This window comes from uncultured Sphingomonas sp. (assembly GCF_937871615.1).
Lineage (GTDB): Bacteria > Pseudomonadota > Alphaproteobacteria > Sphingomonadales > Sphingomonadaceae > Sphingomonas.
This window is the reverse complement of record NZ_CALMPA010000030.1, coordinates 1-18684: the sequence shown is the minus strand read 5'-3', so window position 1 is coordinate 18684 and position 18684 is coordinate 1. Positions and strand designations below refer to the sequence as shown.

Here is an 18684-nt window from a genome sequence, read left to right as displayed (position 1 = left end):
GATGAAATACCGGTTCGGCGGCAAGGAAAAGCGGCTGGTGATCGGCCCCTATCCGGAGGTGTCGCTGGCCGAGGCACGCGAAGAGCGCGACGCCGCGCGGCGGCTGCTGCGCGATGACAAAGACCCGGCGATAGAACGACAGAAGCGCAAGATCGCGGCGCTAGCCGCCGCCGGCAACACGTTCGAGACCGTGGCGAAGCGTTGGCATCAAGCTCAGCTCGGCCGCTGGTCAGTCGTCCAGGCCACCAAGGTCCGCCAGGCGATGGAGCGTGACGTTTATCCCGCCTTCGGTCGTCTCCCGCTGATAGATATCGATGCCCCCACCGTCGTCTCAATGCTCCGCACGGTCGAGGCACGGGGCGCGATCGACACCGCCAAGCGTATTCGCCAGCACGTTTCCGCCGTTTTCGCCTATGGGATCGCGGAGGGGCTTTGCCTGGCAGACCCGGCAGGCAGGTTCCTCCTCAAGGCGCTTTTGCCGACGCCGATCGGCGGTAGTCAGCCCGGCCTCAACGATCTGGCCGAAATCAGAAAATTACACGCGACGATCGACGCCAGCACCGGCGGCCCGATGACCAAGCTGGCCTCCCGTCTGCTCGCCCTGACGTTTGTTCGCCCTGGCCTGGTGCCAACCGCCCGATGGGAGGAGTTCGAAGGCATCGCGTGGGATGATCCCAGCGGAGCGAGCGATGTCCCCGAGCCAGTATGGCGGGTGAGCGCCGCGCGCATGAAGCTGGAGCTTGGGGAGAAGGGCGAAGACGCATTCGAGCATGTCTCGCCACTGCCCGCGCAGGCCGTGGAAGTGCTTCGCACGCTGCACAGGCTGACGGGGCGGTTTCCCTATCTGTTCCACAGCAACCGATCGACGCACCAGCCGATGAGCAACAACACGATCGGCTATCGCTACAACCAATGCGGGTACAAGGATCGGCACGTTCCGCACGGCTGGCGCACATCATTCTCGACGATCATGAACGAGCGCGCGGCGGCAGCCGGACGACGCGACGAGTTACAACCGATCATCGACGCGATGCTGTCCCACCGCCCGCGCGGCATCTCGGCGGCAGAGTTCGCTTACAACCGCGCAAAATATATGCCCGCGCGGTGGAGGCTCGCCCGGGAATGGGCCGACCTGACAATGCAGGGCCTTAGCCCAGCGGCGGCACTATTGGACGGCTACAAGCGCGCTGGTTGATCTTACAGTCAGTCGCGCGCCAACCCATCGGATCCGCCATCCACGCAAGCAGTTCGCTCTCGTACCAGGCAGCCGCGTTCTCACCGATGCGAATGGCGGCAGGAAAAGTGCCCCGCCCTGCCCGCCGCCAGATCGTCGTGCGCGACAGACCAGTGCGCAGGAGGACTTCCGGCAGACGGATGAGGCGATCATCGGTCGTCACATCGCTGCCTTTTCTGCCATGCAGTCGTCTGGTGCACTCCCCAACGACCGACTTTCAGGCCTCGGGGAGTGCCCCCGTCCGACAAGAGGATAATTTCGTCGACGGCGATCGGTGCAGAACACCACCTCTCCGGCACTGTCATCGGTGTCACCTGCCGCCAGCCCGAGCCTTGGTGAACCCTCGATCACTGTCGAGAAAAGCGCCCAGCATCGACGGAATCAGATCAACCACCGCCTCTTCCTGACCGTAAACTTCTTTGTAGAGTGCGGCATATTGAACGAGATCGGCGAACAGCTGTGGCGACACCTGAATGTTGACCTTCACTGGCGTGCGGTCAGGCAGCTTGGGAAGCCGTAGATCCACCATCACCTATTTTCCCGCCATGGTTTCAAAACGATGTCCTGATGGACGATCAGCCGGACCGGAGCACCGGGGCGTATTATAATTGTCGGCTGCACCTGCAGGTTGCGCGCGGTAAGCTGGTCGCCCGCGCGGGATACGCTCTGCTGGGTCGATTGGCGCAAGGCCTGGACGAGATCGCTCTCGCCACTGAATTGGAGTTCGGCGCCGACGCCGAGCAAGGTCGACAGCACCACGCCTTTCAATAGCGCCCAGGAATGGAAATCGACCTTGTCGGCCAGCCCAGCATAGCCGGATGGATCGGCGACAGGCGCTTTCTCCAGCCGAATCGAGCTGCCGTCGGGAAAGACAATCCGTCGCCATACGACCAGGGCACGGCGCTGACCGAAGGCGACGACACTATCATAGGATCCGATCAATCGCGCGCCTTGGGGAATGAGCAGGTCACTTCCTGTCGCACTGTCGAAGACGCGTTCGGTAACCTGTGCCGTCACCAGACCGGGCAGGTCCGAACGCAGACCCGTGATCAGACTAGCAGCGATGACGCTGCCCGCCGACAATGTGTAGGGTGATGGCGGCGGCGCGACCGAATATGGGTTGATTTCGCCTCCCTTGCCGCTGGTGCCGACAAAATCGAGCTTCCGTTGTTGGCCATTGGGATCGCGACCGGGGTCGATCGCAACCTTGGCAGCGTCCGCAGCCATCGCGGCTGCAGAAACGGTCGGTGCGGCATCCGCCGACGCCGAGCGCATGCCGCTCGATCGATCCGCAGTCTGTACCAACAGCCCGGATTGTCGAGCCGCCCGCAATTCTACGATCTCCCGCTGCCGCGCGTCCTCCGCCGACTGCCCTGCAGTTGCTCGGGCAACGGGTGACGGTGTGCCGGTGAGTTGGCGCTGCCGATCGAGAATCGGGCGCCCAAGGTCCCCGGGCAACGGCGGGCCAAGTTTCGGCACGGCGGCGTAGCTGGTCGGCAACGCGCTCAGCGTATCGACTGGCGCTCTGCTCGTGACTGGCCGGTCATCGTCGTTGCTGAGCAGACGGGGTGCTGGCCGCTCCAACGCGAACCATGCGGTTCCCCCGACACCGGCCGCCGCGATCCCCGCCAGCGACACGATGACCCCGCGCTTGAAGCGGATCGCACGAGCCGGCTTCGCGCGCAGTACCAGGGTTTCCGGGTCAACCTTGAGCGGTGGCGGCGGCTCCGGTTGCTCGGGCGGTCGAACCTGCGGGTCGCTCATGACGACTTCCCCTTCGCGCGACCACGTATACTGGCCTCATCGATACGAGTAATGTGGACGATCTCCTGATGTTTGGTGCCAAGCCGAAGCTCGGCTACGTCGAAAATCCGGTCGACCACATAATAGCGACCACGAAGCCGGTAATTGACGAGCTGGGCTTCGCCCTTTGCACCCACCAGGAAGAGCGGTGGTGCTTCGCCGACCGCCAGGCTCGCGGCGAATTCGATAAACGTCTGCCGTCCATCGTCGAACGCGCGCAGCGGCCGCCATGCCGGTCGATCTCCCGACAGGACATAGTTGAAGTGAAGCTGATCGACGTCGAGTCCTGCAGCGACGGGCGCGGCGGCCGTGCTTGCTTCCTGCGCACGTTTGAACGCAATCAGCGCGTCCTGCGGATAGGTCCAGGAGAGTGCCGACATCGCCGCACCGGTGCTGCTCGACAAGGCGAGGTGATATGTCCGGCGATCGGTGGTGATCACCAGATTGGTCGAAAGCCCCGCCGCGAACGGCTTCACTAGAACATGCGCGCGCTTGTCTGCACCGCTGCCGCTGACAGTGTCGCCGATCACCCAGCGCGCTGTATCACCGCTGGCGACGGCGCCCAGCACTTCGCCGGGTTGCAACACGATATCGGTCACGCGCCCGGGCGCGGTATGGACCTGGTAAATCGTGCCCTCGACGAAAGGCATCACGGCGCTTGCATTGATGAAGGCCGACAGATTTGGCTCAGCCGTCCCGACACGATTGGCAGCTGCGACGGCGGCCATCGGGGTGTCGGTCCGGCCAACGGGACGCTCCTGCGCGTTCGCGGCGGAAGCCAGCGAGACCCCCGTCATGACCACCGATATCGCAAGCAATCGCGGCAGAGAGTGCTGACGGGTCATTGCAGGTTCTCCTGGTTAGGGTTTGTGGGAACGGCGCGCAGGTTGGGGTCCAGCGGCGGGCCGAGCGGGAGCGAGGGCAACGCTGGGTCAGGCTGCGGAGCCGCAGTCGCAGCTACAGACGACGTCGGCGCGGCCGGCGGGTCGAGTTCGCGGCTCCAATCAATGGCATCGACATAGACGCCGAGAGGATTCTTGCGCAGCACGTCGGTCGAGGATGGCGGCCGCAGCTTGACGGTCAGAATGCCCGTCCAGTGCGATACGCCCGACTGGGCGCCCCGGTCGAACGCCGTCTCGGTCCATTTTACCTGGAACGACTGGTCGGACGCGCGGACAACGCTCGAAATCTGGATCGAAACCGTCTTTTCGCCGACTCGGTCGAATGGCTGTGCCGCACGGGCATAGTCGCCCAAAGCGATCGCGCCGCGTTGCGTGACAAAATCATAGGCCGACAGCCAGTCGCGCCTCATCAGCACGGGATCGAGCGAGACTCCGCGGACATGCTCGATGAATGTCGACAAATGCCAGGCGATCTGCGGGTCGGTTGGACGAAAGCCGGCTTCTGCAGCGGTCACCGCGCGCGCTTCGCCAAGGCGATCGACCTCGACGACATATGGCGTGATCCGGCTCTGCGCCGATTGCCAGATCAGCGCGGCCGACATGGCCGTCGTCAGCATCAGGCCGCCAAAGGCCATCAATCGCCAGTTGCGCGCCTGGACGCGCGCGGAGCCGATACGCTCGTCCCAGAGCTGGCCGGCGCGCTGATAGGGCGTTTCGGGTTCGGGGGTCCGGCCATAGCGCTGGACACTTCGCTTGAAGAACATGCGCTTAATCCTCCTTTTCCTTGATGTCCGGCGTGGCAGACGCACCGCCGCGATCACCCTCGCGTAGCGTGTGGGCAACGATCTGCCGGTGATGCCGGGCGTCTTGCTGCTGCTTGAGCGAGCGCGCCCAAGCCGGCTGCTCCTGCTCGCCAGTCGTGGTCGACGCGGTCGCGGATGGACGCGCCCGGCTGGTAAGTGCAGCGAACGCCGCCTGACGGCCAGAGGCCGCGGCCTCGCTAATGCCCAGCGTATTGTTCGCCCGCGCGCGCAGTGCGTTACCGGTAGCGCGCGCAACCCCGCCAAGACCGGCGCCGACGCTGGTCGAGCCGGCGCCTTCCTGGCCCATCTTGTAAGCCGTTGACGCAGCCGACCCCATCGCAGTGCCGGCGCGGACGGCGGAGAATGCGCCACCACCAATCGCACCGGCCGCACCGGCGACGGTCGCGCCGCCAAGCGCGACGACACCGGCCGAGCCAACCGCGGTTCCAACTGCGGCACCTGCACCCAACTGGGGAGCGCCCGAAACCAGCCCCGAGGCGATGCCGGGGCCGAAGATACCGAGACCCAACAGGGTCAGCGCGGCAAGCGTGAGGCTGAGCGCCTTGACGATGTCGGGCTCCTGCCCCTGCAGGCTGCCGACGAACTCGGTGAAGAATGTCGACCCGATCCCGACGATGACCGCGAGCACCATGACCTTGATGCCCGAGCTAACAACGTTGCCGAGAACACGTTCGGCAAGAAAACTGGTCCGATTCCACAAGGCGAACGGCACGAGCACGAATCCGGCTAGGGTCGTGAGCTTGAATTCGATGATCGTCACGAACAGCTGGATTGCCAGCACGAAGAAGGCGAGGATGACGATTACCCAGGCGAACAGCAGCACCGCGATCGTCACGAAATTGTCGAAGAAGGTCGTGAAACCGAGCAGCTGCGACATCTGCTGGAGCAGCGGCCAGGCGGCCGAGAAGCCGGTACTGGCGAGCGTGCCGGGCTTCAGGAGATCGTCGGCGGCCAGCGTACCGCCACCAGCCGTCAACCCGGCCGCGGCAAAGGATCGAAAGATGATGTCGGCCAGCGTCGAAAAGCTGTTCAGAATGAAAGCAAATGCGCCGACATAAAGGATCTTCTTGATAAATCGGCCGATCACGTCCTGCTCGCCGCCCAATGCCCAGAACAGGCCAGCGAGGGTCACATCGATGCCGATCAGCGTGGCTGACAGGAAATGGACGTCGCCGCCCAGCAGGCCGAATCCGCTGTCGATGTAGCTGGTAAACGCCTGCATGAAGCGGTCGATGACGCTGAGATCGTCCATGAGGTAGTCGTCCTGTCGAGATGAGGAAGCCTCGCGGTGCGCGCGTGCACTCGCGCGACTGTGACGGCGGACAGCATCCGACTATCCGCCGTCACTCTCGTGCGCGGGATGCCCCTATCGAGGGTGGTAGGCCGTGCCGTCGCCGAGAAACTTTGCAGTCGCGCCGCGCGCATCGGTCTCTGCCTGGACGCGCCGCGCCGCCTCCAGTGCGTCGGCGCGATACTGGGCCGCCATCATGTTCTGGATCTGGAATTGCTGCTTGGCCGCGAGCGCGAGGAGCTGGTTGGTGGCCTGTTGCGCCTGCAGCGCTCCTTCCGCGCCCTGGCTTTTCGCCACCACCGAGGCAAGGACGGCACTGTCGGCGTCGACCGTGCCGACGACCTGCGCCTGGACCTGCATCGTCTGGTTGTACGCAGCCATCGACGCGTCGAGCCGCGTCTTCGCGTCCACCACCCGCGCGTTTGTGCTCAGCGCCTGGTTGAAGCTCTGCGGAAACAGTCGGCGGAATTCGGTGTCGACGTTGCCGATGCGATAGCCGATGCCCTGGGCCTGCTCCATCAGTCGGTCGATCTGCCGGATCGTCTGGGTCAACGCCTGGAGCTCGGGGAAATCGATCCGGGTCAGGTTCTTCGCCTGATTGATCAGCATCGTCGCCTCGTTCTGCAGCGACTGGATCTGGTTGTTGATCTGTTGGAGCGTCCGTGCGGCGGTCAACAGGTTCTGCGAATAGTTGGTCGGATCGAACACCGTGAACTGCGCCGATGCGGGGGATGCGTGCAGCGCCATGCCGAGCGAGCCGGCCGCGCCAAGCGCGAGTGCTGTTGCAACGAGATATTTGGAGATTGGACGAGGCCGGTTTCGCTTGAACATGAGAAAGCTCCTTTCGGTTGGGGTCAGCGAGCGTGCGCGCCGAACTCGCCGAGCAGGGCCGCTGCCCAGTCGAGGCCGGAGGAGGAGAGGAAGTGCTCGGCGAATGCCGCAGGGCCGTGTTCGACCAGCAAGGCGTCGATGCGCTCTTGGGTTTCAGGATCGGAGCCGCCGCACAGCGCCAGGGCGACGGGCCCGAGCCCGAGCTCGAACAGCCGATTGCCGCGCGCGGATTGCAGATAATAATGTCGTTTGGGCGTTGCGCGGGCGACCAGTTCGATCTGGCGATCGTTCAGCCCAAACCGTTCATAAGCGGCGCGGGACTGGGGCTCGATCGCGCGGTCATTGGGTAGCAGGATGCGCTGCGGGCAGCTTTCGATAATCGCGGGCGCGATGCTACTCTCGGTAATATCGGCGAGCGACTGGGTGGCGAAGACGACCGAGACGTTCTTCTTGCGCAGCGTCTTCAGCCATTCCCGAACACGCGCCGCGAATAGCGGATCGTCGAGCAGGCTCCACGCTTCGTCGAGGATGAGCAGGGTCGGCCGGCCGTCGAAGCGGTGCTCGATGCGATGAAACAGATAGGTGAGCACCGGCGCGACGATGCCCTTGCGCAGCATCAGCGCCTCGGTCTCGAAGCATTGAACGCTGGCGTGAGTGAAGCGCTCGTCCGCCGCGTCGAGCAAACCGCCATAAGCGCCGTCGAGCATATAGGGGGCGAGCGCGGTTCGCAGCATGTTGGACTGGAGCAACATGCCGAGCCCGGTAAGCGTCCGCTCTTCGACCGGCGCGGTCGCCAGGTTGGAAAGCGCGGACCAGATCGCGTCCTTGATCTCAGGGGTGACTAGCACCTTCTCATGCACCAGCAATGCGGCGACCCAATCAGCCGCCCAGCCGCGTTCGTCATCGTCGTCGATATGGCGCAGCGGCTGAAAACTCAGCCCGCCATCACCGCCATGTTCGGGCTGCGGGCCGAGCGAATGATGGCTGCCGCCCATCGCCAACACCCCGGCACGCGCGGAAAAACCCATGTCGAAGATAATCAGCTGGGCGCGGGCATAGCGTCGGAACTGCAGCGCGATCAGGCCGAGGAGCACCGATTTACCCGCGCCGGTCGGTCCGACTACCAGCATGTGGCCGACGTCCCCGACATGGGTCGACAGGCGGAATGGCGTCGAGCCGCCTGTTTGCGCGTGGAGCAAAGGCGGTCCGGCTAGGTGGCGGTTTGCCGACGGCCCGGCCCATACCGACGACAACGGCATCAGATGCGCGAGGTTGAGCGTATGAACGAGCGGTTGCCGCACATTGGCGTACATCTGACCGGGCAGCGACGACAGCCACGCCTCGACCGCATTGATGCTCTCGCGCACGCAGGTGAAACCCAAGCCGTTGACGATCCGCTCGACCGCGCGGACCTTGTCGTCGGCGCGGGCACGATCGCTATCCGCAACGGTGATCGTCGCGGTCAGATAACCAAATGAGACATAATCGGCACCCAGCGTCTGAAGCGCCTGATCGGCGTCCATGACCTTATTATCGGCATCGCTGTCGAGCAGCTGTACCGGCTGATTGTACATGACCTCGCGCAGCAGCGCAGTGATCGACTTGCGCTTGTTGAACCATTGGCGGCGGATCTTCGTCAGCGCCCGGGTCGCGTCACTCTTGTCGAGCGGGATGAAACGCGTGACCCAACGATAGCCGAAATCCGCTTCGTTGAGCGCATCGAGGATGCCGGGCCTGCTGAGATTGGGAAAGCCGAGAATCGTGATGGTGCGCAGGTGGTGATCGCCGAGCCTGGGCTCGAGGCCACCGACAAGCGACATATCGGCAAGTATTCCATCGAGATACATCGGGGTGTCAGGCACGGCGACAGATTGCCGGCTGGTCGAGATACAGGCGTGGAGATACGTCAGCGTCTCGGCCGACGTCAGCGCGCGCACCTCCGGCATGAACCCTGAGAAGAGGTCGAGCACGCGGCCGGTCTCGGCGACGAAGCTCGCCAGCGCCGACCGCCAGTCCCGCTCTCCGCCCTCCTGTTCTCGCTCGACCAGCGATCGTCCCGCCGCGTCGCTGGTATCGGCAGGCGGCAGCCACGCGAGCGTCAGATGATAGCGGCTTTCGTAATGCGCGCGCTCGGCCTCGAAGCCGGCGCGGCGCTCCTCGTCGACCAGCCATGACGCGGGGTCGGGGAATTCGCTCGACGGATAGCCCAGCGCCTCGCGCCGCTCGGCCTCGAAAAACAGCGCCCAGCCCGACCCGAAGCGCTTGAGTACATTGTTGGCGCGGGCGCAGGCGCCGACCAGTTCGGCTTCGGTCGCGCTTTCGAGATCTGGCCCACGAAAGGCCAGTGTCCGCTGGAAACTGCCGTCCTTGTTGAGGACCACGCCTGGGGCGACGAGCGCGGCCCAGGGCACATGGTCGGCAAGCCGGTCGGCACGACGGCGATATTCGCGCAGCGCTAGCATGCGAGATAGCTCCTCTGGCGGAGATGGCGGAGCAGGACGGACGCGAAGTCGGGGTCGCGGCGCGCCGCGAAAACGGCCACGCTGTGACCGACCGCCCACAGGACCAGCCCGATCAACCATTGTTGGAGGCCGAGGCCGACCGCAGCCGCGATCGTGCCGTTGACGATCGCCACCCCGCGCGGCGCGCTGCCGAGAAGGATAGCTTGTCCGAGGCTCCCGTGGATCGGTGCCTCGAACCCGTCGATATGCTGGGTACCGGACGCGACCGACATCAGACCAACGCCCCGCCGCCGAAGCTGAAGAAGCTCAGGAAAAACGAGGACGCCGCGAACGCGATCGACAGCCCAAAGACGATCTGGATCAGGCGACGAAAGCCGCCGGCGGTCTCGCCGAATGCCAACGTCAGGCCGGTGGTGATGATCACCATGACGGCGATGATCTTGGCGACTGGCCCCTGCACCGATTCGAGGACCTGTTGAAGTGGCTGCTCCCAGGGCATACCGGAACCGCTGGCGAACGCTGGGCCGGCGACGGCCATTGCCACGCCGAACGCGATAACGGCGGACGCCAGGTGAGAGGGGCGGAACATGAACAAGCGGCGCATGATCAATCTCCTTGGAGCGTGCAGGAATGGTCTGGGGACAGGTCGATGACGGCGTAGCCGCCGTCCGGATCGAGGCCGGCGACTCGCGCGACGGTGTCGACGTGGCGTCCGGCGCCGCGGCCGGCGATGAACACGACCATGTCGACGGCCTCCGCGATCAGTCGACGCGGCACGGTGACGACCGCTTCCTGGATCAGCTGCTCGACCCGCAGCAGCGCTGACGTCGCGCTATTGGCATGGACCGTCGCGATTCCGCCGGGGTGACCGGTATTCCAGGCCTTGAGCATGTCGAGCGCCTCGGCCCCACGCACCTCGCCGACAATGATGCGGTCCGGCCGCAGCCGCAGCGTCGAGCGGACCAGGTCGGCCATGGTCACGCTGCCAGCGCGGGTGCGCAGTGCCACCGTGTCGCGCGCCGGCGATTGCAGTTCGCGCGTATCCTCGATCAGGATGACCCGTTCGTCGAGATGGGCCATCTCCGCGAGCAAGGCATTGACGAGCGTTGTCTTGCCCGAACTTGTACCGCCGGCGACGAGAATATTTCGACGATTGACCACGGCGAGCGACAGCAGCCGAGCGACATCGGCCGACATGATCCCGTCGGCCACGTAATCCATCAATGCATAGAGCCGGGTCGCCGGCTTGCGGATCGAAAAACAGGGCGCCAGCGCGACGGGTGGCAGCACGCCTTCAAACCGCTCCCCTGCCCCCTGCCCGTGCGGCGGCAGCTCCGCCGAGACGATCGGCGACGCCGCATGCACCTCGGCGCGCGCGTGGCTCGCAACGAGGCGGATAATGCGTTCGACCTGAGCCGGATCGAAGCGCACACCGGTGTCGCTACGCCCCTCCCCCAGCCGGTCGAGCCGCAGCGCGCCGTCCGGGTTGATCATCACCTCGGTCACCAGGGGATCGGCAAGCGCGGCCGCAATGGTCGGCCCCATCGCGGTACGCAGCATCGCCCGGCGCCGCGCTTCCGACACGGTATCGCCTCCAACCCCGCTCACGACCTTTTGTCCGGCAGGTCGGCAGGCCCAAGCGTCCGCTTGCCCGTCGCGAGCTGGCGGCCGACCTGGCGGACGAACTTCTCGAATCGGTCGAGACCGACGGCGAGCGCCTCGCTATCGGCGTCCGGTAGCGGTGCGGTTACCAGCAGCTGGTAACGTACGAACAAAGCCAGGCTCTCGAGAACCACGTCAATGTCGCGCCGAACCAGCGCGATCTCGCGCGACATGCGATCGAGCCGGACCTTCGGCAGATCGTCGACTTCCTTGGTGCCCCGCCGGGCGAGCCAGCTCGCGACCGCGTCGTTGACCAGCCGCGATTTGTTCGCGGCGGGGCCGGAGGCGAGCGCTTCGAGCGCGTCGCTCAACTCGCGGTCGATGTAGAGGTTCTGCCGGACCTTCATGATCCGAGACCGGGAATAAGGTCGTCATGTGCGCCCGCATTGACGCCGTAACCACGCGCGACCGGAGAAAGTGCGCGGGCCTGATCCATGGCGCGCTGGTCGGCGACGACCGTATCATCATCTTCCCGATCGATCTGGATCGCCGGATCGATCTCGGTCGGCCGATCCGCCGGTTCCTCGGCCAGGCCTGGGTGGCGTTGCTGCTGCATGCCGCCGCCATCGTCGACGCCGCTTGGACCATCCGCGCGCACGAGCCGGGCATCTGGCAACCGGGCGAAACTCCCCCAGTCGTTGGAGCGCGGCGCCGGCCGATCGGCATAGATGCCGCAAGCGAGCACCGGTGCCGGGCAGACGCGGTCGCGAAAGTTGCGATCCTCGAAATAGCGCAACTTCCGGGCGCGGATTGGCGCGAGCCCGGAGACCAACACCAGTTCGTCGGTCGACGGCAGCTGCATGACCTCGCCCGGGGTCAGCAGCGCGCGGGCGGTCTCCTGCCGGCTGACCATGACATGAGCGAGCCAGGGCGCGAGCCGATGCCCGGCATAGTTGCGCATCGCGCGCTGCTCGGTCGCGGTGCCCAGCGCGTCGGAGATGCGTTTCGCGGTCCGTTCGTCGTTGGTCGCGAAGGCGACCCGGACATGGCAATTGTCGAGGATTGAATTGTGCTCGCCATATGCCTTCTCGATCTGATTGAGGCTCTGCGCAATCAGGAAGGCGCGGATACCGTAACCTGCCATGAAGGCGAGACTGGTCTCGAAGAAGTCGAGGCGGCCGAGTGCCGGGAACTCATCGAGCATCATCAGCAGCTGGTGCTGGCGCACCGTGGCAGCGGGCCTGTCGAGCCGCTCGGTCAGTCGGCGTCCGATCTGGTTGAGGATCAGCCGGACCAGCGGCTTGGTGCGGCTGATATCCGATGGCGGAATGACCAGATAGAGCGAGACCGGACGATTACCATCGATCAGATCGGCGATCCGCCAGTCGCAACGCGAGGTGACCTCCGCCACGGTCGGATCGCGGTAGAGCCCGAGGAACGACATCGCGGTCGACAGCACGCCCGAGCGTTCGTTCTCGCTCTTGTTGAGCAGTTCTCGCGCCGCCGACGCGACGACGGGGTGGACGCGCGGCGCGTCCTGGGTGCCGAGATGATTGGTCGACATCATTCGCCGCAGCGTCGCGACGAAACTGCGCTGCGGATCGGACAAGAAGGTCGCGACCCGGGCGAGCGTCTTTTCGTCCTCGGCATAGAGGATGTGAAGGATCGCCCCGACCAGCAACGAATGGCTGGTCTTCTCCCAGTGATTACGGCGTTCGAGCGCGCCTTCCGGGTCGACCAGGATATCGGCTATGTTTTGGACGTCGCGCACCTCGTCGGCGCCGCGGCGGACTTCGAGCAACGGGTTGTAGCGCGCCGAGCGCGCGTCGGTCGGATCGAACAGCAGGCAGTGCGAGAAACGCGCGCGCCAGCCGGCGGTCAGCGTCCAGTTCTCGCCCTTGATGTCGTGCACGACGGTCGATCCGGTCCACGAAAGAAGCGTCGGCACGACGAGGCCCACGCCCTTGCCCGACCGGGTCGGCGCGAAGGACATGATATGCTCAGGCCCGTCATGACGCAGATATTGTCCACCGATCCGGCCGAGCAGGACGCCGCGAGCACCGTGCAACCCTGCCCGCTCGATTTCTTGGGGCTTGGCCCAGCGTGCCGATCCATAGGTGGTGACATTGCGGCGCTGACGCGCGCGCCACAGCGATCCGAACACCGCTGCGCCGCAGCCCAGGAAGCCGGAGGCACCGGCAAGCATGCCTGCCTTGTCAAAGACCTGCGGGGCATAGGCGTCATAATGGTACCACCATGAAAACAATGCCCAGGGCCGATAAATCGGGAGGTGACCGATGATCAGCCATGGCCGCCCGAGTTCGGGTTGATTGGCGAGCATCGCCGCCGCCCATTGCGTCGCGGCCCACATACCTGCGATTACGATCGCAAAGACAACCAGGATCTGGCCGATCAGCAGCTTGGTAGGGGTCACGAACAAGCTCCCGCCGGGTGAAATTCCGACGGTCGAAGACTCACCGAATGAGCCCGAAAACTACATAGTGCCGAGGGGCGCTGGTGGGCCGGTTGCGGCTATCGGCGGCCGAACCGCTAGAATCCTGCCGCCTCGCGTAGCGCCGCGATCCGCTCGCGGCCCACCTGCTCCACGATGTCACGCAGGCGGCGGACCGATACCAGGATTCCCGTCAATTCTTCGACGCCGATCTCATACGCCGTCGAATAGCGCGCCTCGACATAGGCGCGCTTGAGCAACTGGAAGCGGCGCCGATCGATGCGGCTATCGCGGGGCCACGCTTCGATCAGTCGCGCTTCGCTGTCCTCGGCGAGAGAACGCAAAAACTTGATGTTGTGCGAGCGCGGGAAATAGAGCGTCCGGACGAGCAGAAAGCAAATATAGGCACGCTCGGTGGCCTGATGGAGCGAAAACGCCGCATCCTTGCGCCAGCCAAGATCCTCCCCGCCTTTCTCAACCTGTCCCTCGGCAGTGATCAGAGCACGATCAATGCTTGGCAACCATTCCTCAAAATATGTCTGCGCCATCAGATGGGCGTCGACCTGGGTAAGCGGCATCGGCGTTGCGAGCGCATGGCACGGCAGCTCGTAGAGGACGATGCCCTCGCGCGCGATATCGACCCAGAAATATTCACCGCGTTTGAGCGCCTGGTTCACCTCGTCGAGCGAATGGACGATGATGTTAACCGGCCGCGCGATATCGCCATCGCGCAGAATACGGTCTTCAGCGACATACCAGTAATGCGCGATGTCGGTGAGGTCGTCGTGGTTGACGATCACCAGCAGATCGAAATCTGACTGATAGCCATTCTCCGGCTCATCGACCCAGTCGTCACGTGCGTACGATCCGAAGAGGATTACCTTAAGGATCTTGCCGTTCTTACGGCTCGGCGTCGTCGCGTTGGCGATCGCCTCGGCGAATTCCTCCATGAGGACGTGCTGGACGCGCTCCAACTCCCCCTGCTGCACCGCCGGCAGATGATCCACGTCCTTCTTCATCAACGGAATCTTCGGCGAGCGGACGCCGGATGGCAAGTGAAGGTTGCGCGCGCAATCGTTTGACAACGAAGCCGTCGTTCCTGGGCGCACGATCGCAAAGGTCGTATTTCGGCTAGACCGGACGTTCCCGGGGGCTACGCAGGGCGGTCGAGGAACGGCAACGCCTGGGCCGGCAGCTGCCTAACCGCTTTCGGCGGCAAATCGGCAAAAGCTGCCGTCGAGCAGCCGACTCTTCCGAAGGATTCTGGGCATGGTCCCCGCGGCAACCTCGCTGCGCAAGCAGTCTGCGATCATGCCGACCGTCTCGTCGCTCGAAGTCCGCGGCGCCTGATACTTTACAACAATCAGCGGGAGACTTAGCCTACCGCATCTATGCTTGTGGAGCGGGGGCATCGCTTCGCCACGCGACGGGGGAGCATTATCGCTTCGAACTATAACGCCACCGGGTCGATGCTCGGCTACCTGTACCAGTGCCGAGAGGCGCTGCTTCTTGCGATCGTCGAGACGAGATCGCAGCCTAGCCTGTCGGTGTCGATCGAGCGGTTCGACGATGTGGCTTTCGAGCAGAACGGCACCGCAACCGAGCTGCTGCAGCTCAAACATCATGTGAACCCCGCCAGCCTGGCCGACATGAGTGTCGACCTGTGGAAGACGCTGCGCATTTGGAGCGAGGCAGTCGCTGCCGATCCCCAAGCGCCGTTCGAGCGACGCTTCGGCATCATCACGACCGCGCAGGCACCGGTGGGCTCTGCTGCGGAACTGCTACGCGCGACCAGGCCATCCATTGACGCGGAGAAGGACGCGCTCGCGCTGCTGAAGGCCGCCGCAACGACATCGATCAGCGGGGAAACCGCGGCCGGCCGCAAGGCTTTTCTCGCGCTGTCGGATCGCGATCAGGAGAACCTCCTTGCGGCTATTCATATCCATGACCAGGCGCCGAGCATCACCAATGCGCGCAGCGAGATCGAGGAGCAGCTATTTTTCTCGGCACCGGATGGGAAAGTCGCAGACCTCGTCGACCATCTCGAAGGCTGGTGGTTCTCGCAAGTTGTTGCCTGTCTCGCCGATGTCGCTTCGCCAGCTATTTCGCTTCTGGCGCTTCGCGCGAAGATCGACGAGATCGCCAAAGCGTTTCGCAACAACGAGCTGCTGATCAGCTCCGAAGCGCTGGCGGTTTCGGCCGACGACCTTCCCGAGTCCGACGGGAGGACATTCGTTCGTCAAATGCGGTGCGTCGATGTCGCAGAAGAGTCGATCGAGCTCGCCAAGCTCGATTTCTATCGCGCGACGGCGCAACGATCGACCTGGGCACGGGAAAATGCGCTGCTCGACGGTGAGGCAGCGCGCTACGATGCCGATCTCGTCGAGCGCTGGAAGCGCGAGCGTCTGGCCCGCGAAAGCAGCGGCAAACCAATCAGCGACGACGAAAAGAAGACGTTCGGACGCGACCTGTTCCACTGGGCGAGCCGAGCCCAGGCACCGTTCCGCAATCGCCATGAGCAATGGCTGTGCACCGGCTCCTACCAGATCCTTTCTGATGGCGTGACGGTCGGTTGGCACCCTGATCACAGCACGATGTTCGGTACGCCAGCGAAGGGTGAGGCAGCGTGAGCCTCATGCTCTGGGATGCGCGCCCGCGCGAGGAAGCGCATCTGTTCAATCCGGCCTTTTGCGCCGCGCTGCTGCATGAGTTCGTGAAGGAGTTTCAGAAAGCGAAGGGCCAACCCGCGCCTTATGCGTTGCTGTACTGCGCCTTGCCGATCGCCCTGCACGGCAAGACCAGACGCGCGCTGCCCGGATCGACGGTGACGTCCCTCTATTCATGGCGGGAGCGTAATCCCGAAGTACTCGTCGGCTTCGCGGAGCGCGCGCGGTCGCTCCGTCCGGTCGTGCAGGAAGCTTTGCGCTTCGCGATCGACCGATCGGCGCTCGCCTTCGCCGAAGATGGCGGGGTCTTGCTGGGGGATCGCGCGCTATCGGTTGCGCGAAAGTTCGAGGAGACTTTGACCGACGACGCGCGGGATTGCGTCGCCGCGACCCGCCTCCTCGGCCGGTGGCTCGCCAAGGCGGGCACTGCTTCGACGATCATGGCGGCCTGGGGGATCAAACCATGAGTATGAGCATCGGTGCGATCATTCTCTATTCCCACACTGGCGAACAACGCGAGCTCGCGTTCAAGACCGGCTGCCTCAACGTCATTACCGGCGATTCAAAGACCGGCAAATCCGCAATCATCGATATCGTCGACTATTGTCTCGGACGTAGCAGCTGCAATGTCGCCGAAGGTGTGATCCGGCGAAGCGTCGCCTGGTTCGCAGTCCGCGTGCTGAATGGCGACGACGAACTGTTCGTCGCGCGCAAGAATCCGGGTCCAGGTACGGATACCGGCGGCGACATCTACGTGCGGCGCGGGAGCTTCGACGCGGCGCCCGCCTTTGACGATCTCGCGCGCAACATGGTCGAGGGCGAGCTGATCTCGCTCCTGTCACGCTTTGTGGGCATCTCGGAGAACGAGCATCGGCCCGTGAGTGGCACCCGGCACCCGCTGCAGGCAACCATCCGCCACGCGCTGTTTCTGTGTTTCCAGAAACAGGATGAGATCGACAATCGCGACCGGCTATTCCACCGGCAGGGCGACCAGTTCATCCCACAGGCGATCAAGGACACGCTTCCCTATTTCGTGGGCGCGGTCGACGAACAGCATTTCCTACGGCAGCATGAACTCGATCTTGCGCGCGAAGCGCTGCGCGAACTCGAGCAACGCGCTCAGCGACAGACCGAAGCACGCAATGTCGATATCAGCCGCATTCGCCGGCTGGTGACCGACGGCAAGCGTGTCGGTTTGATCGTCCCGGAGTATGAGCCTGTCGAGATCGACATTGCGCTGGAAGTCCTGGACCGCGCCGCACGCACCGACCTAGCATCGACCACCGCCCTCCCTGATTTCGGCGATTCCATCAACCGCCTGCGCGGTGAGCAGGCCACGCTGAGGTCAGCGCTCGAACGCGTGAACGACGAGGCGCGGGCTTCACGCCTGATGCTGTCGGAACAGAGCGCTTATTCGCGTGAAGGCCATGAGCAGCGCGCGCGGCTCAGCTCGATCGGCTTGTTCAAGGTCGAGGCGGACGGCCACCAGTGTCCGCTGTGCGAAAGCGAGCTCTCAGTCCCTACACCAGCTAACAACCAGGTCGTGGATGCGCTCCGCTTGGTGAGCGAGCAGCTTGCGGCCGTCGAGGTTGAGCAACCTCATCTCCAGCGCCACATCGAAGAATTGGAGCAGCGGAAGGGCAAGCTCGAGCGCGAACTGGTTGAGGCGCAAAACAGCCTCGCCCGTTTGATCGCGGATGATGCGAGAGCCAAGGCGCAGCAGGACCTGCTAGTTGATCAGGCTCGGGTCGTCGGGCGGATCGGCGCCTTTCTCGATGCGGTGCGGCCCAGCGACAGCGAACCCGATCTCTCGCCGATGATCGAGACTGCCAAGCGCCGCGTCGAAACGCTCGAGGCTGCAGTGAATGCGGATGATGTGTCGCAGCGCCTCGACACCTATCTCAATCTCATCAGCAAGCAGATGTCGGCTTTCGCCGAGTCCTTGGATCTGGAGCACAGCGGCAGCGAGCTAAGGCTCGACGTGAAGAAACTCACGGTGGTTGCCGATACGCTCGACGGGCCGATCCCACTCAACCGAATGGGCAGCGGCGAGAACTGGGTCGGCTATCATGTGCTGACCTATCTCGCGCTCCATTGGTGGTTCCGGAAGCGCAATCGCCCGGTTCCGGCGACGCTGATCTTCGATCAGCCGAGCCAGGCCCATTATCCGGCTGAGCGCGATCAGGAAGGCAGTCTCGACCCACTCGACGACAAGGACCGCCACGCCGTACAGGCGCTTTTCGAGCTGATGCACCGCGCATGCCAGGAGATCGAAGGTCTGCAGCTGATCGTACTCGACCACGCTCATCTCGCCGACGAATGGTTCGAGGCTTCGATAGTCGAAGAGTGGCGCCGCAACCGCTTTCTTGTGCCGCCGGAATGGGACACGCGCGGGCGGTGAGCGCGCAGACGCGCGAGGTGAATGCGCGTCCGGCTCACCTCCCTGCCGCCCTGAATCGGCCCGAACATCTACGCGGGCGCTAAGCCAAGCCTAGGATCGATTTCACTTAGGTGGAAGCGTATCCAGAGTTTCGGATGTAGTTGGCGCATTCGTTTGGCGGGAGTAAGCGTGGTGAGAGGGCCGCGGTTTAAGCGGCTTGCGCGAGCGGCTGATCTG

At 64.2% G+C, this 18684-nt stretch carries 18 protein-coding genes; 4 read left to right on the top strand and 14 right to left on the bottom strand.

What is annotated here, in order from left to right; genetic code table 11:
* The first annotated feature begins 1 nt into the window (after nucleotide 1).
* Nucleotides 2-1195 carry an integrase arm-type DNA-binding domain-containing protein gene (locus Q0316_RS08230; RefSeq protein ID WP_298671217.1) on the top strand — a complete coding sequence of 398 codons (1194 nt, stop codon included), beginning with the start codon at nucleotides 2-4 and terminating at the stop codon, nucleotides 1193-1195.
* Here Q0316_RS08230 and Q0316_RS08225 read toward each other — a convergent pair.
* The 14 genes from Q0316_RS08225 to Q0316_RS08160 form a co-directional block, all read right to left on the bottom strand.
* Nucleotides 1149-1397 carry an AlpA family transcriptional regulator gene (locus tag Q0316_RS08225; RefSeq protein ID WP_298671215.1) on the bottom strand — a complete coding sequence of 83 codons (249 nt, stop codon included), beginning with the start codon at nucleotides 1395-1397 and terminating at the stop codon, nucleotides 1149-1151. The two genes, Q0316_RS08230 and Q0316_RS08225, sit on opposite strands and share 47 nt — an antisense overlap.
* Before the next feature lie 147 nt (nucleotides 1398-1544).
* A complete protein-coding gene (locus Q0316_RS08220; RefSeq protein WP_298671213.1) occupies nucleotides 1545-1763 on the bottom strand; it encodes a DUF2274 domain-containing protein in 219 nt (72 codons plus the stop codon).
* Nucleotides 1763-2998 carry a TrbI/VirB10 family protein gene (locus tag Q0316_RS08215; RefSeq protein ID WP_298671212.1) on the bottom strand — a complete coding sequence of 412 codons (1236 nt, stop codon included), beginning with the start codon at nucleotides 2996-2998 and terminating at the stop codon, nucleotides 1763-1765. Before Q0316_RS08215 ends, Q0316_RS08220 begins: the two co-directional genes overlap by 1 nt.
* Entirely contained in the window at nucleotides 2995-3882 is an 888-nt protein-coding gene (gene trbG / locus Q0316_RS08210) for a P-type conjugative transfer protein TrbG (RefSeq protein WP_298671210.1), read from the bottom strand. The genes Q0316_RS08215 and trbG overlap by 4 nt, the downstream gene beginning before the upstream one ends.
* Complete coding sequence (trbF, locus tag Q0316_RS08205) at nucleotides 3879-4703, bottom strand: conjugal transfer protein TrbF (protein ID WP_298671208.1); 825 nt, start codon at nucleotides 4701-4703, stop codon at nucleotides 3879-3881. Before trbF ends, trbG begins: the two co-directional genes overlap by 4 nt.
* A gap of 4 nt (nucleotides 4704-4707) precedes the next feature.
* Nucleotides 4708-6015, bottom strand: coding sequence for a P-type conjugative transfer protein TrbL (gene trbL, locus Q0316_RS08200; RefSeq protein ID WP_298671206.1), 1308 nt, complete (start codon nucleotides 6013-6015; stop codon nucleotides 4708-4710).
* A 114-nt stretch (nucleotides 6016-6129) separates the two neighbouring features.
* Nucleotides 6130-6885 carry a P-type conjugative transfer protein TrbJ gene (trbJ, locus tag Q0316_RS08195; protein WP_298671204.1) on the bottom strand — a complete coding sequence of 252 codons (756 nt, stop codon included), beginning with the start codon at nucleotides 6883-6885 and terminating at the stop codon, nucleotides 6130-6132.
* 23 nt (nucleotides 6886-6908) lie between these two features.
* The gene (gene trbE / locus Q0316_RS08190; protein ID WP_298671202.1) at nucleotides 6909-9347 is read right to left on the bottom strand and encodes a conjugal transfer protein TrbE; all 2439 of its coding nucleotides are present in this window, start codon (nucleotides 9345-9347) and stop codon (nucleotides 6909-6911) included.
* Nucleotides 9341-9619, bottom strand: a complete 279-nt coding sequence (locus tag Q0316_RS08185; protein ID WP_298671200.1) for a VirB3 family type IV secretion system protein — start codon at nucleotides 9617-9619, stop codon at nucleotides 9341-9343. Before Q0316_RS08185 ends, trbE begins: the two co-directional genes overlap by 7 nt.
* Nucleotides 9619-9951, bottom strand: coding sequence for a TrbC/VirB2 family protein (locus tag Q0316_RS08180; protein ID WP_298671199.1), 333 nt, complete (start codon nucleotides 9949-9951; stop codon nucleotides 9619-9621). Before Q0316_RS08180 ends, Q0316_RS08185 begins: the two co-directional genes overlap by 1 nt.
* Nucleotides 9952-9953: 2 nt before the next feature.
* The gene (gene trbB, locus Q0316_RS08175; RefSeq protein ID WP_298671197.1) at nucleotides 9954-10907 is read right to left on the bottom strand and encodes a P-type conjugative transfer ATPase TrbB; all 954 of its coding nucleotides are present in this window, start codon (nucleotides 10905-10907) and stop codon (nucleotides 9954-9956) included.
* Between the two features lie 44 nt (nucleotides 10908-10951).
* A complete protein-coding gene (locus Q0316_RS08170) occupies nucleotides 10952-11356 on the bottom strand; it encodes a CopG family transcriptional regulator (protein WP_298671195.1) in 405 nt (134 codons plus the stop codon).
* A complete protein-coding gene (locus tag Q0316_RS08165) occupies nucleotides 11353-13383 on the bottom strand; it encodes a conjugal transfer protein TraG (RefSeq protein WP_298671193.1) in 2031 nt (676 codons plus the stop codon). The genes Q0316_RS08170 and Q0316_RS08165 overlap by 4 nt, the downstream gene beginning before the upstream one ends.
* A gap of 116 nt (nucleotides 13384-13499) precedes the next feature.
* Entirely contained in the window at nucleotides 13500-14351 is an 852-nt protein-coding gene (locus Q0316_RS08160; RefSeq protein ID WP_298671191.1) for a HEPN domain-containing protein, read from the bottom strand.
* 519 nt (nucleotides 14352-14870) lie between these two features.
* Between Q0316_RS08160 and Q0316_RS08155 the strand changes: the two genes are divergently transcribed.
* Genes Q0316_RS08155 through Q0316_RS08145 form a run of 3 tightly spaced genes read left to right on the top strand, consistent with a single transcriptional unit; the run spans nucleotide 14871 to nucleotide 18468 of the window.
* Nucleotides 14871-16031, top strand: a complete 1161-nt coding sequence (locus Q0316_RS08155) for an ABC-three component system protein (RefSeq protein ID WP_298671189.1) — start codon at nucleotides 14871-14873, stop codon at nucleotides 16029-16031.
* Nucleotides 16032-16036: 5 nt separating this feature from the next.
* Complete coding sequence (locus Q0316_RS08150; RefSeq protein ID WP_298671219.1) at nucleotides 16037-16534, top strand: three component ABC system middle component; 498 nt, start codon at nucleotides 16037-16039, stop codon at nucleotides 16532-16534.
* The gene (locus Q0316_RS08145; protein WP_298671187.1) at nucleotides 16531-18468 is read left to right on the top strand and encodes a DUF3732 domain-containing protein; all 1938 of its coding nucleotides are present in this window, start codon (nucleotides 16531-16533) and stop codon (nucleotides 18466-18468) included. The genes Q0316_RS08150 and Q0316_RS08145 overlap by 4 nt, the downstream gene beginning before the upstream one ends.
* The last annotated feature ends 216 nt before the right edge of the window (nucleotides 18469-18684 follow it).